General features: G+C 40.1%; 14 protein-coding genes and 1 other annotated feature. Of the genes, 13 read left to right on the top strand and 1 reads right to left on the bottom strand.

Annotation, left to right across the window (positions count from 1 at the left end; genetic code table 11):
• Positions 1-25: 25 nt before the first annotated feature.
• Entirely contained in the window at positions 26-1300 is a 1275-nt protein-coding gene (locus tag ACJ004_RS15230) for a replication-associated recombination protein A (protein ID WP_410893922.1), read from the bottom strand.
• 516 nt (positions 1301-1816) lie between these two features.
• On the opposite strand from ACJ004_RS15230, the gene cymR reads away from it, so the two are divergent.
• From cymR to ACJ004_RS15165, 13 genes are all read left to right on the top strand, one after another.
• Entirely contained in the window at positions 1817-2236 is a 420-nt protein-coding gene (gene cymR, locus ACJ004_RS15225; protein ID WP_410893920.1) for a cysteine metabolism transcriptional regulator CymR, read from the top strand.
• Between the two features lie 45 nt (positions 2237-2281).
• Positions 2282-3424 (top strand): cysteine desulfurase family protein, encoded by a 1143-nt coding sequence (locus tag ACJ004_RS15220; RefSeq protein WP_410893919.1) that lies wholly within the window; start codon positions 2282-2284, stop codon positions 3422-3424.
• 38 nt (positions 3425-3462) lie between these two features.
• A complete protein-coding gene (mnmA, locus tag ACJ004_RS15215; protein WP_410893918.1) occupies positions 3463-4581 on the top strand; it encodes a tRNA 2-thiouridine(34) synthase MnmA in 1119 nt (372 codons plus the stop codon).
• 82 nt (positions 4582-4663) lie between these two features.
• Positions 4664-5317 carry a tetratricopeptide repeat protein gene (locus ACJ004_RS15210; RefSeq protein ID WP_410893916.1) on the top strand — a complete coding sequence of 218 codons (654 nt, stop codon included), beginning with the start codon at positions 4664-4666 and terminating at the stop codon, positions 5315-5317.
• Positions 5318-5350: 33 nt separating this feature from the next.
• Positions 5351-7801, top strand: coding sequence for an SF1B family DNA helicase RecD2 (recD2, locus tag ACJ004_RS15205; RefSeq protein ID WP_410893914.1), 2451 nt, complete (start codon positions 5351-5353; stop codon positions 7799-7801).
• Positions 7802-7834: 33 nt separating this feature from the next.
• On the top strand, positions 7835-8308 hold the full coding sequence (locus tag ACJ004_RS15200; protein ID WP_410893912.1) for a PRC-barrel domain-containing protein: 474 nt from the start codon (positions 7835-7837) through the stop codon (positions 8306-8308).
• 11 nt (positions 8309-8319) lie between these two features.
• Positions 8320-8511 (top strand): hypothetical protein, encoded by a 192-nt coding sequence (locus tag ACJ004_RS15195; protein WP_410893910.1) that lies wholly within the window; start codon positions 8320-8322, stop codon positions 8509-8511.
• 83 nt (positions 8512-8594) lie between these two features.
• Positions 8595-8729 carry a YrzQ family protein gene (locus ACJ004_RS15190; protein ID WP_410893943.1) on the top strand — a complete coding sequence of 45 codons (135 nt, stop codon included), beginning with the start codon at positions 8595-8597 and terminating at the stop codon, positions 8727-8729.
• A gap of 116 nt (positions 8730-8845) precedes the next feature.
• On the top strand, positions 8846-9937 hold the full coding sequence (locus ACJ004_RS15185) for an AI-2E family transporter (protein WP_410893908.1): 1092 nt from the start codon (positions 8846-8848) through the stop codon (positions 9935-9937).
• 49 nt (positions 9938-9986) lie between these two features.
• Positions 9987-10214: a binding site (T-box leader), on the top strand.
• 54 nt (positions 10215-10268) lie between these two features.
• Positions 10269-12905, top strand: coding sequence for an alanine--tRNA ligase (gene alaS / locus ACJ004_RS15180; protein WP_410893906.1), 2637 nt, complete (start codon positions 10269-10271; stop codon positions 12903-12905).
• 72 nt (positions 12906-12977) lie between these two features.
• Complete coding sequence (locus ACJ004_RS15175; RefSeq protein WP_066257787.1) at positions 12978-13244, top strand: IreB family regulatory phosphoprotein; 267 nt, start codon at positions 12978-12980, stop codon at positions 13242-13244.
• Positions 13245-13247: 3 nt separating this feature from the next.
• Positions 13248-13664, top strand: a complete 417-nt coding sequence (gene ruvX, locus ACJ004_RS15170; protein ID WP_410893904.1) for a Holliday junction resolvase RuvX — start codon at positions 13248-13250, stop codon at positions 13662-13664.
• 12 nt (positions 13665-13676) lie between these two features.
• Positions 13677-13988, top strand: a complete 312-nt coding sequence (locus ACJ004_RS15165) for a DUF1292 domain-containing protein (RefSeq protein WP_410893902.1) — start codon at positions 13677-13679, stop codon at positions 13986-13988.
• Positions 13989-14161: the final 173 nt, after the last annotated feature.

Below are 14161 nucleotides of genomic sequence, written 5' to 3'. Positions count from 1 at the left end.
AATTTTTCACATGGTGCCTGACACCTTATTTTTTCCTGGTTAACTTTTCGTATACGAGGGCGAGGGCCTGTTCGAATTTTCCGGTTTTCTTTGGCTGGTAGTATTGTTTGTTTTTTAGTTTGTTGGGCAAGTATTGTTGCGGGACCCAGCCGTTCTCATAGTCGTGAGGGTACTTGTAGTCGATTCCTCTACCAAGCTCCTTAGCTCCTTTATAATGAGCATCCTTGAGGTGGTCAGGAACTTCGCCGACAATACCTTTTTGAATATCTTCGAGTGCAGCCTGAATAGCTAGGACAGCAGAGTTGGATTTTGGTGACAGGCATAATTCAATTACCGCATTAGCTAGGGGAATTCTTGCCTCGGGAAAACCGATTCTTTCCGCCGTTTCAATCGTTGCCAACGTGCGAGCACCAGCTTGTGGATTGGCTAACCCGACATCTTCATAGGCGATCACAATTAATCTCCGGCTGATACTCGGCAGGTCTCCTGCTTCAATTAATCTACCGAGATAATGGAGAGCAGCATTGACGTCACTTCCGCGGATCGACTTCTGAAATGCAGACAGGACATCATAATGCCCATCCCCGTCTTTATCGGCAACAAGGCTCTTTTTCTGCAAACATTCTTCGGCTGTTTCCACATCGATAGGGATGACGTCATTTTCATTTTTATCGGTTGATAGTACCGCTAATTCTAAGGCGTTTAACGAGCTTCTTAGGTCCCCATTTGATCCTTGGGCAAAATGCATCAGTGCTTCATCCGCAATTTCTACTCTTAATTTGCCTAAACCCCGTTCCTCATCCTCTAGGGCGCGATTTAATGCGAGTTTCACTTCATCAGGTGTTAGTGGCTTTAACTCAAAAATCTGACAGCGGCTCCGGATTGCTGGATTGATTGCATGATATGGATTACTTGTGGTTGCCCCGATTAATACAATCATTCCGTTTTCTAGGTAAGGTAATAAAAAATCTTGTTTTCCTTTATCTAAACGATGGACTTCATCGAGGAGCAAAATGACTTTACCAGACATTTTTGCCTCGGCGGCAACAATTTCCATATCTTTTTTATTATTAGTTACGGCGTTAAGTGTGCGGAAGGCGTATTTTGTGCTGCCGGCAATCGCACTGGCAATCGATGTTTTGCCAATGCCAGGCGGTCCGTATAAGATCATCGAGGTCAATTGTTTCGCTTTCACCATTCTTGAAATTATTTTCCCATCACCAACCAAATGCTGCTGCCCGACAACTTCTTCGATCGTTCTAGGCCGCATCCGAAATGCTAAAGGCTTTTGCTGCTGCATGTTACATCTCTCCAAAATTTAATAAGGCTGTTTTCGCATAGATTGTTTTTTTTCGTATAGGTTCAAAAACCCGTATTCCTAAATGCTTCATGGCATCTTTTCGTAAGACTATTAGCAAATATGCCTGTTAATCCTAGTAAATGTCACTTATTATGCTTCCAAAGCAACAAAGTTTACGAAAAGAGCCTTTAATAACAATCTGACTTTATATAGCCTTACTTTATCATTTTCTGTTGAAAAAGCATATTAAAGAAGAATATGATATAATTTTAATGCCTATCAAATTACTATGGAATTTGTGGAAAAGGGGCGGAGCGTCGCATGGCGAATCGGTAAATCAAGTTTTAGTGAAAAATAGTCATTTACCACATTAAAATGGTGAAGCCTAGCTCTGCTCACACCGCCTTTATTATGTTAGGATGGTGCTTTATACACTAATTGTAGTTCCATTGTAGGTACAGCTAAGAACGTCATTTTCTTTTTAAATAAATAGATTGATACGAATAGAGGTGCGATATGAAAATTTCAACAAAGGGTCGCTATGGTTTAACGATTATGATTGAACTTGCTAAAAAACACGGTGAGGGTCCAACTTCATTAAAAACGATTGCACAAGCAAATGAACTATCCGAACATTATTTAGAACAATTAATTGCTCCATTGCGTAATGCAGGTTTAGTAAAAAGCATTCGGGGTGCATACGGTGGCTATATTTTAACTGACATTCCATCTAAAATAACAGCTGGAGATGTAATCCGTGTCCTTGAAGGACCAATTACACCAGTGGAAGGAATTGAAGATGAAGAACCTGCAAAGCGGGAATTGTGGATTCGAATCCGGGATGCGATTAAGGACGTTTTGGACAACACGACGTTAGAAGATTTAGCGAATCATAGTAATGACGAAGAGCCAGAAGGATATATGTTTTACATTTAGGGTAAAAAAGTAATATTGAGAATTATTTTGATAGAAGGTGTAAATGTGGAACGAATCTATCTCGACCATGCTGCAACATCGCCTATGCATCCAAAGGTTATTGAAAAAATGCTCGAGGTGATGCAATCAACTTTCGGAAATCCTTCTAGCATCCATTCTTTTGGAAGGGAAGCCCGTCATCTGATTGATCAAGCGCGCTCGGTTTTAGCAGGCAGCATTGGCGCAAAGGAAAACGAGATTATTTTTACAAGTGGTGGAACAGAAGCAGATAATATGGCGTTGTTTGGAGTAGCTGAAACCTATCAGCATCATGGCAAACATATAATTACCTCTGAAGTGGAGCACCATGCTGTTCTCCACGCTTGCGGAAAATTAGAAAAAATGGGTTTTGAAGTCACTTATTTACCCGTAGATGAAAAAGGGCAAATTTCCTTGGCTGAACTTCGAGCGGCTTTAAGGGAAGATACCATTTTAGTGTCGATTATGTATGGTAACAATGAAGTAGGGACGCTCCAACCAATTTCGGAGATAGGTCAGTTATTAAAAGATCATCAAGCAAAGTTCCATACAGATGCTGTCCAAGCCTATGGTGTTGAAAAAATTGACGTCAACCAAAACTTCATTGATTTGTTATCTGTCTCTGCCCACAAAATCAATGGACCAAAAGGAACAGGTTTCCTTTATGCAAGGTCAAACGTGAAACTTTCTCCACGATCCTTTGGCGGTGAGCAAGAAAGAAAAAGACGTGCAGGGACCGAAAATATTGCCGCGATTGTTGGATTTCATGAAGCTGTTTTAGTTTCAAATGAAAATCGTGAGGCCAAGCGCGAACAATTCATCGAATTGAAAAGATCTTTGATCGGAAAGCTCCAGGAGCTAGATGTAGAATTTGACATAAACGGATTACTTGAAAATTCCTTGCCACATGTATTAAACTTAAGCTTTCCTGGGACAAGTGTGGAAGCAATGCTAGTCAATCTCGATTTAGCGGGAATTGCGGTATCGAGTGGTTCGGCATGTACAGCTGGCTCGATTGAACCATCCCACGTACTTGTTGCCATGTTTGGTAAACAATCCGAACGATTAACCAATTCCATTCGTTTCAGCTTTGGCTATAATACTACAATTGAAGACGTAGTTAAGACGGCAGAAGAAACGGCCCGAATTGTTACACGTTTGAAAAAATAAATGCAAGATAGCTTTTTGAAAAAGAGAGGTGAAAATCAATGGAAAGAAAAGATCCGAAAAATACAAGAGTGGTTGTAGGCATGTCTGGTGGAGTAGATTCTTCCGTGGCAGCACTTTTATTGAAGCAGCAGGGCTACGATGTGATCGGCATATTTATGAAAAACTGGGATGACACGGATGATACTGGTTTCTGTACGGCAACAGAAGATTATGAGGATGTTATTCGTGTGTGTAATCAAATCGGCATCCCTTATTATGCTGTTAATTTTGAAAAACAATATTGGGACAAGGTATTTACCTATTTCCTTGAAGAATATAAAGCAGGCCGGACCCCTAATCCAGATGTTATGTGCAATAAGGAAATTAAATTTAAAGCCTTCCTTGAGCATGCAGTGAATTTAGGGGCGGACTATTTAGCTACAGGACACTATGCTCAAGTAGAATATCGTGATGGAGAATATAAAATGCTCCGCGGTCTTGACGAAAATAAAGATCAAACTTATTTCTTGAACCAGCTGACTCAAGATCAATTAAGTAAGGTGATGTTCCCAATTGGAAATCTTGAGAAACCTAGAGTTCGTGAAATTGCCAAGGAAGCAAACCTTGCTACTGCTACAAAAAAAGATAGCACAGGGATTTGTTTTATTGGAGAACGGAATTTTAAAGAGTTCTTAGGCCAATATTTGCCGGCCCAGCCAGGGAACATGGAAACGTTTGATGGAGAAGTCAAAGGCAAGCACGAGGGTTTAATGTATCATACGATTGGCCAACGTCATGGCCTGGGGATTGGCGGTTCAGGTGAACCATGGTTTGCCATCGGTAAGGATTTAGAGAGAAATATCCTTTATGTAGGCCAAGGTTTTCATAATGAAAAACTATATTCAGACTCCATTACAGCTGTCGGTGTCAGCTGGGTATCGAACCGGGAAAAACCAGCTGAATTTAAATGTACCGCGAAATTTCGCTATCGTCAGGATGACAATAACGTAACCGTGCGTCTATTAGAGGATGGTCAAGTTGAGGTTATTTTTGATGAACCGATTCGCGCCATCACGCCAGGACAAGCTGTTGTTTTTTACAATGGTGATGAATGTCTCGGCGGTGGGACGATTGATAAAGTTTTTAAAAATGGTGAACGTTTAACATATGTTGGTTAATTCTAACCTGATTCCTATTAATGGAGTCAGGTTTTTTTGTAAAGAAATATGATATACTTTCTCTTAGATTGGAGTGGTAAAAATGGATAAAAACCAATTAGGTGTACAATACATGCAGGATGGTAATTTAGAAGAGGCAGCAAAGGCCTTTAATGAAGCCATTCAAGAAAACCCAAACGACCCCGTTGCCTATATTAATTTCGGGAATGTTCTTTCCGCGGTTGGTGACGACGAAAAGGCACTTAATTTTTATCAAAAGGCAATTGAAATAGATGAGAATGCTGCGGCGGCTTATTATAGTATTGGGACTTTGTTATTTAGCAAAGACCTTTTCAATGAAGCCAAAAATATGTTTGAGACAGCCATGAAAAAGGGCTTGCAATCAAGCGATAATTACTTCATGTTAGGGATGACCTTTGTTCAATTGGAGCAAGGGAAATTTGCGCTCCCTTATTTACAAAGAAGTGTAGAGTTAAATGAAAATGATGCAGAAGCCCGTTTTCAATACGGATTATGTCTTGCCCAGCTAGAATTAATTGCTGAAGCAGTCACTCAATTTGAAAAATGCATCGAGTTAGATCCCGATCATTCGGATGCCTATTATAATTTAGGTGTTAGTTACGCTTTTCAAGACCAGCCTGCGAAAGCGCTAGAAATGTTCAATAAAGCACTCGACATTCAACCAGATCATCTACTTGCAGGTCACGCGAAAAAATTAATTGAAAGCAATCAATAATCGTCCTTATTTTTCTAGAAGGGAGGGAGCCAAATGGAAAAGCAAGACACGTTGGATTTATTTGCAGAACAAGGTAAATTTGTAAAGGGAAGACCGATTGTCACCATTTTTCACAATGAACAGAACCTGTACACAGTTTTACGGATAAGAGTTGATGAAACCAATCATTCGTATGAGGACAAAGAGGCAGTGGTCACCGGCTATTTTCCAAAAATTCATGAACAAGAAACCTATATCTTTTTCGGAGAATTTAAGGATCATCCAAAGTTTGGGCTGCAATTCCATACCAATCATTTCCGCAAGGACATGCCCCAATCGAAGCAAGGGGTAATCAACTACTTATCGGGAGAAATGTTTAAAGGAATCGGAAAGAAGACTGCTGAAAACATCGTTGAAACCTTAGGAGAAAACGCCATCTCAAAAATACTTAACCAGCCGTCCTTGCTTGATTCCATTCCAAAACTCCCTCCTGAAAAAGCAAAAATGCTATACGATACATTGATGGAACATCAAGGACTAGAGCAAGTAATGGTGGCTTTAAACCAGTATGGATTTGGACCACAGATTTCGATGCGGATTTATCAGGCATATAAAGATGAAACACTTGAAATTATGCAGAAGAATCCATATAAACTTGTTGAAGATATCGAAGGAATTGGCTTTGGCCGGGCAGATGAACTGGGGTACCAACTGGGTATTTCGGGTAACCATCCCGACCGGATCAAAGCAGCCTGTCTCTATATCCTTGAAAATGAAAGCATGCAGACCGGACATGTCTATATAAATGCTGAGGACTTATTAGAACAAGTAAAAACACTTTTAGAAGAAAACAAGCGTGATCAAATTGAATACATAGATATATCTAATGAAATCATCAAGCTGCAAGAAGAGGGTAAATTAATTGGTGAAGAGAAACGTGTGTACTTACCATCCTTATATTTTGCAGAAAAAGGGCTTGTAACGAACATCCAGCAGATTCTTGAACAAACGGAATATAAGGATCAATTTCCAGAATCTGAATTTCTTCTCTCATTAGGAAGTTTAGAGGAACGGCTTGGAGTACATTATGCACCCTCGCAGCGTGAGGCCATCCAAACGGCGTTAATGTCGCCGATGTTGATCTTAACTGGTGGACCAGGAACGGGTAAAACAACGGTCATCAAAGGAATTGTTGAACTTTATGCAGAACTGCATGGCTGTTCCTTAGAGCCTAAGGACTACCAAAAAAAAGGCGAACCTTTTCCGTTCCTATTGGCAGCCCCGACAGGAAGAGCGGCAAAAAGGATGAGTGAATCCACTGGACTGCCGGCCGTGACCATTCATCGTCTTCTTGGGTTTAATGGCACTGAAGGGTTCGACCGCGATGATACGAGCCCGTTGGAAGGGAAAATTATCATCGTAGATGAAACCTCCATGCTCGATATATGGCTCGCAAATCAATTGTTTAAGGCGCTCCCTGCAAATATTCAGGTCATTATGGTTGGCGATGAAGATCAATTGCCGTCAGTTGGTCCAGGCCAGGTGTTAAAAGATTTGCTGACCTCTGAACGAATCCCGACGGTACGATTAACGGATATTTACCGTCAAGCAGAAGGTTCATCGATTATTGAACTTGCCCATGAGATAAAAAAAGGGTATTTGCCTGCAGATATTACCATGAAGCAAGCAGATCGCTCGTTTATTAAATGCTCTACAGCACAGGTTGCACAGGTGGTTGAGAAGGTAGCTCAAAATGCAAAAAATAAAGGCTATTCGGCAAAAGATATTCAAGTGTTGGCGCCCATGTATAGAGGGCCGGCTGGTATTGACCGTTTGAATGTGTTATTGCAGGAAATTTTTAATCCCAATCCTGACGGGAAAAGAAAGGAAATTGCCTTTGGGGAGGTAAAATATCGGATTGGCGATAAGGTACTCCAGTTGGTAAACCAACCTGAGAGCAATGTCTTTAACGGGGATATTGGGGAAATTATCTCGATTATTTATGCAAAAGAAAATACTGAAAAACAGGATATGATTTATATTTCCTTTGAAGGCAATGAAGTTGAATATACTAGGCAAGACTTAAATCAAATCACCCACGCTTATTGTTGTTCCGTCCATAAATCGCAGGGCAGTGAATTCCCAATTGTCATCTTACCAGTGACAAGAAGCTATTATCGAATGTTACGTAGAAATTTGATCTATACAGCAATTACAAGAAGTAAACAATCCTTGATTCTATGCGGGGAAGTAGATGCCCTTAAAATGGGCGTCGAAAGAGCGGATGAACTTTCTCGCCAAACATCTTTGTGTCAAAAGCTGCAAGAGTTTATAGCGGCTAAACCGCCTATTAACGAAAAGCTTGAACTAAATCCGCCTAATGTGAAAAATGAAGATGGTGAAAAATTAGTCACTGTCTTGTCCTATGAGGAGGAAATCATGCAGGCTAATCCAATGGTTGGCATGGAAAACGTTTCACCTTATGATTTTATGTTAAATGACTAACACTATGAATGTTCACAGGAGGAGGGACACTCTTTGCGGACATTTTCGTTATTAAAAGGGCAGCCTGTTTTTGAAACAAAAAGCGGTCAGAAAATTGGTGAGGTTTGTGATCTATGTATCACTAGCAATGGTAAGGTAACAGGCTTACTTGTTAAAAGAGGCGTTTTTTTCAAACAATCCTTTTTCTTGGATATACACAAAGTGACTTCCTTCGGTGCAGATGGGGTAATGATTGAGGATAACGGCTCTTTAGAAAAGCTGAAAGATCCAGAATATACATTTACTCATCAACAGCCATTAGATGGGATGATGATGCTTTCGAAAAGTGGAGAATCCCTCGGTTTGTTAAAAGATGTATATTTTCAGGAAGAATTGGGCACAATCATAGGGTACGAAATCACGGATGGCTTCTTTTCGGATCTTACGGAAGGCAAACAAGTCATTCAATCCGGGAAGCCCTTAGCAATCGGAAAGGATGCCATTATCGTAGACGTAAAAAATACGTGAGGTGTCTTTTCATGTTTAATTGTCCCAATTGTCAAAGCAAAGATATCGGTAAGATTGGTATTAACCAATTTTATTGCTGGAATTGCTTTATCGAACTTACAGTAAACAAAGGCCTTATCAATACCCATCAAGTCGAAGAAGACGGGTCACTTAGTTCCTTAGATGATTTGTTTGAAGAAGAAGAGCGTCGTTACACCCTTTAAGAAAAAAAGCGGAAACGCTAAGTTAGACAGTTATAAAAAGTTAGAATGAAACTTATTTAACGTCTATTAAAGAGGTGAAACGTATGAATAAAATGATGACGACAATGATTGCTTTTGGTGCTGGGCTGGCTGCTTATAATGTGGCCACTAGAAATAATATGATGTCAGCGCGCAATATGAGAAGAATGACAAAGAAAGTCAGACGTGCGCTATTTTAAAACGATTTCCCCCTCATCTTGAGGGGGATTTTTGTGTACCAAACAAGTACTTTCTTTTTTGAGGTGCATAATTCTACCATGGGTCTCTAAAACTAACTTAAAGGAGGCTCGAAAACGTGGAAATTCGAATGAAATGGTATTACCGTATCGGTTTTTTACTCCTTTTATTAAGTGCTATTTATGTTTTTCTAAAAATCCGCTTTTTCTGGCTGCCTATTCTTAGGGTAGTGACCATTATTATTCTCCCCTTTGCGATTGGAGGATTTATTACTTATCTGCTCCATCCGATTGTGGAGAAATTGCATCAAAAAGGGGTGCACCGAGGACTTGCTATTTTTCTAATATATATTTTATTTTTTGGAGGCATTGGCTTAGGCATTTATAAAGGCGTTCCGGCGATGATTGACCAATTAAAAGACCTCTCCGACAGTGCACCTGTTTTAGCAGAACAATATAGGGGGTGGATTGCTAAGCTTGAATCGAATACCAGAGAATGGCCTGATGGTCTGCAATCAAGAATTGATGAGGGGATTAATGCGTTTGAAAAAAAGTTGGACTCCCTTTTGACAGTGATTGTTAATATTTTAATTAGGTTTCTTAATTCGGCACTAATCTTGATGATTATTCCGTTCATTGCTTTTTATATGTTAAAGGATTTTCCATTGATTAAACGAACACTCTGGTATATAACACCTAAAAAGTGGCGGAAAAAAGGAACATTCTTCTTAAAAGATGTGGATGAATCCCTAGGCAGCTACATCAGGGGGCAACTATTGGTTTGTATCATTATTGGCAGTGTCTCTGCCCTATTGTTTTGGTTGTTTCATTTAAAATACCCGTTAATATTAGGGCTAATTGTAGGAGTGACCAATGTTATACCCTATTTTGGACCCATTATTGGGGCCGTCCCAGCGGTAATCATTGCTGCCACTTCGTCAGTTAAATTGGTTTTGGTTACATTAGTTATTGTTTTTGGGCTTCAATTTCTTGAAGGAAACATCTTATCACCCCTGATTGTTGGGAAAAGTCTTCACATGCACCCCTTAATTATTATGATTGCGTTAACGGCTGGGGGAGAAGTTGGGGGGATACTTGGACTAATCTTAGCAGTTCCGGTCCTGGTTGTTTTAAAAGTAGCTATTGTTCACGCGAAAAATCATTTTATTAAAAAGAAAGCAAAAGAACCTCCTACATTAGTTGAAGATTGATTGACAAACTTTTTTCGTGTGGCTATAATTCGTGATATAGAATAATTGTATGAAAATGTTGAAGGATAAAGTATGTTGTAGACCATCTGTAACGATTTGCGTAGAAGAGAGGGGCTTCCTTGGCTGAAAGAAGCTCTAGATGAAGGACGACTGAAAGCTAATCCGGAGTGCAGCTAATCACTGCCGTATACCCGCGTTAAGGGATTTTTGAGAGATGGATACGAGTAATGGTATCCGTAATCAGGGTGGTACCGCGAGGCAAGCTCTCGTCCCTGTTTTTGGGGATGAGGGCTTTTTTGTATGCTTTTTTATAATTAAAGGAGGTCTACATATGAAAAATTTAACAGGTTCACAAATTCGTTCCATGTTTTTAGAGTTTTTTAACAAAGAAAAAGGTCACGCAATTGAGCCAAGTGCATCACTTGTGCCCCACGATGATCCTTCACTATTATGGATTAACAGTGGTGTTGCCACATTAAAGAAATATTTTGATGGACGGGTTGTTCCAGAAAATCCGCGAATTACCAATGCACAGAAATCAATTAGAACTAATGACATTGAGAATGTTGGGAAGACAGCTCGTCACCATACATTCTTTGAGATGCTCGGGAACTTTTCCATTGGTGAGTATTTTAAAGTGGAAGCGATTGAGTGGGCATGGGAATTCTTAACATCGGAAAAGTGGATAGGTTGGGATCCGGAACTCCTTTCGGTTACCATCCACCCGGAGGACAACGAAGCATACGAGATTTGGCATAACACCATTGGCCTGCCAGAAGAACGTATTATCCGTCTTGAAGGGAATTTCTGGGATATTGGTGAAGGTCCAAGCGGTCCGAATACAGAAATTTTTTATGATCGCGGGCCAGAGTATGGCAATGACCCATCAGATCCTGAGCTTTACCCTGGCGGTGAAAATGATCGTTATCTTGAAGTCTGGAATCTAGTATTTTCTCAATTCAACCATAACCCTGATGGCACCTATACACCGCTGCCAAAGAAAAATATTGATACGGGGATGGGATTAGAACGAATGGCTTCTGTTGTTCAAAACGTCCCTACTAATTTTGATACAGATTTATTTATCCCAATTATTCGGGCAACAGAAGAAATTTCCGGTGAAAAATACGGACAAAATAAAGAAATTGATGTGGCTTTCAAAGTAATTGCTGACCATATTCGTACCGTTGCCTTTGCTGTTGGTGATGGGGCACTGCCATCAAACGAAGGCCGCGGATATGTACTACGCCGTCTGCTGCGTAGAGCGGTCCGTTATGCCAAACAAATTAATATTAATCGTCCTTTCATGTTTGAACTCGTTCCAGTGGTTGGCGAGATCATGGATGATTTCTATCCAGAAGTAAAGGACAAAACAGAGTTTATTCAAAAAGTCATCAAAAGTGAGGAAGAACGCTTCCATGAGACACTCCATGAAGGCTTAGCAATTCTTGCTACTGTGATTAAGAAGGAAAAAGAAAAAGGCAGTGATACCATTACAGGCGCTGATATTTTCCGCCTTTACGACACATATGGATTCCCTGTTGAATTAACTGAGGAATATGCAGAAGAAGAAGGGATGAAAGTTGATCATACTGGCTTCGAGGTAGAAATGGAGCAACAGCGTGAACGTGCCCGGGCAGCAAGACAGGATGTTGATTCGATGCAGGTTCAAGGCGGGGTTCTTGGAGATGTAAAGGTCGAAAGTAAATTTGTTGGTTACAATGAACTCAAAACGAATTCAACTGTGGCAGCCATTATTAAAAATGGTGAACTTGTGGACACTGCAACAAGTGGTGAAGAAGTACAATTAATTCTTGATGTGACACCATTCTACGCAGAGAGCGGCGGACAAATTGCCGACCGTGGTATGATCGAAGGCGAAGGATGCAGCGTTGCTGTTAGAGACGTTCAAAAAGCTCCTAATGGCCAAAACCTCCATCAGGTCGTTGTTAAAGCTGGAACATTAAAGACCAACGACAAGGTAACTGCTGAAGTGGATGCGGAAAATCGTGTCAAGATTATCAAAAACCATACAGCAACACATTTGTTGCACCAAGCCTTAAAAGACGTTCTTGGTGAGCACGTTAATCAAGCTGGTTCCCTTGTAGAACCTGATCGTCTCCGTTTTGACTTTTCGCATTTTGGTCAAATTAAACCAGAAGAACTTGAACAAGTCGAAAAAATCGTCAATGAAAAGATCTGGAAAAATATCGAACTGGACATCAGCTTAAAACCAATTGCTGAAGCAAAAGCAATGGGAGCTATGGCTCTTTTTGGCGAAAAATATGGGGATATAGTCCGTGTTGTAAAAGTGGGCGATTACAGCCTTGAGCTTTGCGGTGGATGCCATGTACCAAATACATCGGTGATTGGATTATTTAAAATCATCTCTGAAGGTGGAATTGGCGCAGGAACGAGAAGGATTGAAGCCGTTACTGGTGAATCTGCATACAAGTCACTAAATGATCAGGTTAGCTTGTTAAAGGACGCGGCTGATAAGCTAAAAACAAATCCAAAAGATATTGTGAATCGCATTGAAAGCTTAATGGGGGAAATCAAGCAACTTCATAGAGAAAACGAATCTCTTGCAACGAAACTTGGCAATATTGAAGCTGGGAACCTCGTAACAAAAGCCAAAGAAATTGATGGGGTAACAGTTTTAGCAGCCAATGTTCAAGGTGCTGATATGAACAACCTAAGAAATATGGCTGATGATTTAAAGCAAAAGCTGGGCTCCGTTGTGATTGTTTTGGGTAGTGCACACGAAGGAAAGGTTAACTTAATTGCAGCGGTAACGAAGGATCTTATTGAAAAAGGATACCATGCAGGTAAGTTAATTAAAGAAGTAGCTTCTCGCTGCGGCGGTGGTGGCGGTGGACGTCCTGACATGGCTCAAGCTGGTGGTAAAGACCCTGAAAAGCTCGATGCAGCGCTTCAATTCGTAGAGGAATGGGTAAAATCCATTTGATAATAAAACAAAGTAGTGTAAAATGATAAGAAATAGAACATTTTTCCTCTAATAAAAAGCGAGGTGCATGCAATGAGCTCATTTGACAAAACGATGCGATTTAATTTTCCTGAAGAACCATTTGAACACGATATAAATGATGTTCTTCTTCAGGTTTATGAAGCTTTGCAGGAAAAAGGCTACAATCCGATTAACCAAATTGTTGGTTATCTTTTATCAGGAGATCCAGCCTATATTCCGCGTCATCGTGATGCCCGCAATATAATTCGCAAGCTGGAACGTGATGAAATAATTGAGGAATTAGTAAAATCCTATCTTAAACAACAGCGAGAGGGTTAATGAATGCGAGTATTGGGTTTAGATGTAGGCACGAAAACAGTCGGTGTTGCGTTAAGTGATGAATTTGGCTGGACTGCGCAGGGCCTCACCACTCTCAAAATCAATGAAGAAAAAAATGTGTTTGGTTTTGAGGAAATTGGTCAATTAATAAAAGAGTATCAAGTAGAAAAGGTTGTCATTGGCCTGCCGAAAAATATGAACGGGACAATTGGACCACGCGCTGAAGCGAGTATGCAATATGCAACTGAAATTGAAAATAAATTTGCAGTGCCTACAGTCCTATGGGACGAGCGTCTTACGACTATGGCAGCGGAGCGCGTTTTACTTGAAGCCGATGTAAGTCGGAAAAAACGGAAAAAAGTAATTGATAAGATGGCAGCAGTAATGATCCTGCAAGGCTATCTTGATAGTAAAAATTAATGAGGTGAAGAAATGGTAAACGAACACGACCATGAACATGAAGAAGATCAATTTATTACACTTGTAGACGAAAATGGTAATGAACAATTACATGAAGTACTTTTTACTTTTGATTCTGATGAGTTTGAAAAATCATATGTATTTTTCTATCCAGTAGGATCTTTTGATGATGAGGAAGAGGATGTCGACATTCATGTCTATGCCTATATTCCTACGGAAGACGGCGGATATGGTCCGTTAATGCAAATTGAAACCGAAGAAGAATGGGATATGGTTGAAGAAGTTTTCAATACCTTCAACGAAGATCAAGAAGACCAAGAATAAAATAATGATGATAAACCGGCTGATTCTCTGGCCGGTTTTTTTTATGAAATTTACCCTTATTCTTTTATAAATTCTGACAAATTAATCGTTAAATTGACATTTTTCTTACTATGTGCTGAAATAATTAAGATGTCTATTTTATTTCAGCATAAATTAGTACATTACAAACCTAG

This window comes from Neobacillus sp. 204 (assembly GCF_046562815.1).
GTDB lineage: Bacteria > Bacillota > Bacilli > Bacillales > Cytobacillaceae > Neobacillus.
The sequence above is the reverse complement of the archived record's forward strand: the minus strand, read 5'-3'. Positions and strand labels throughout refer to the sequence as shown.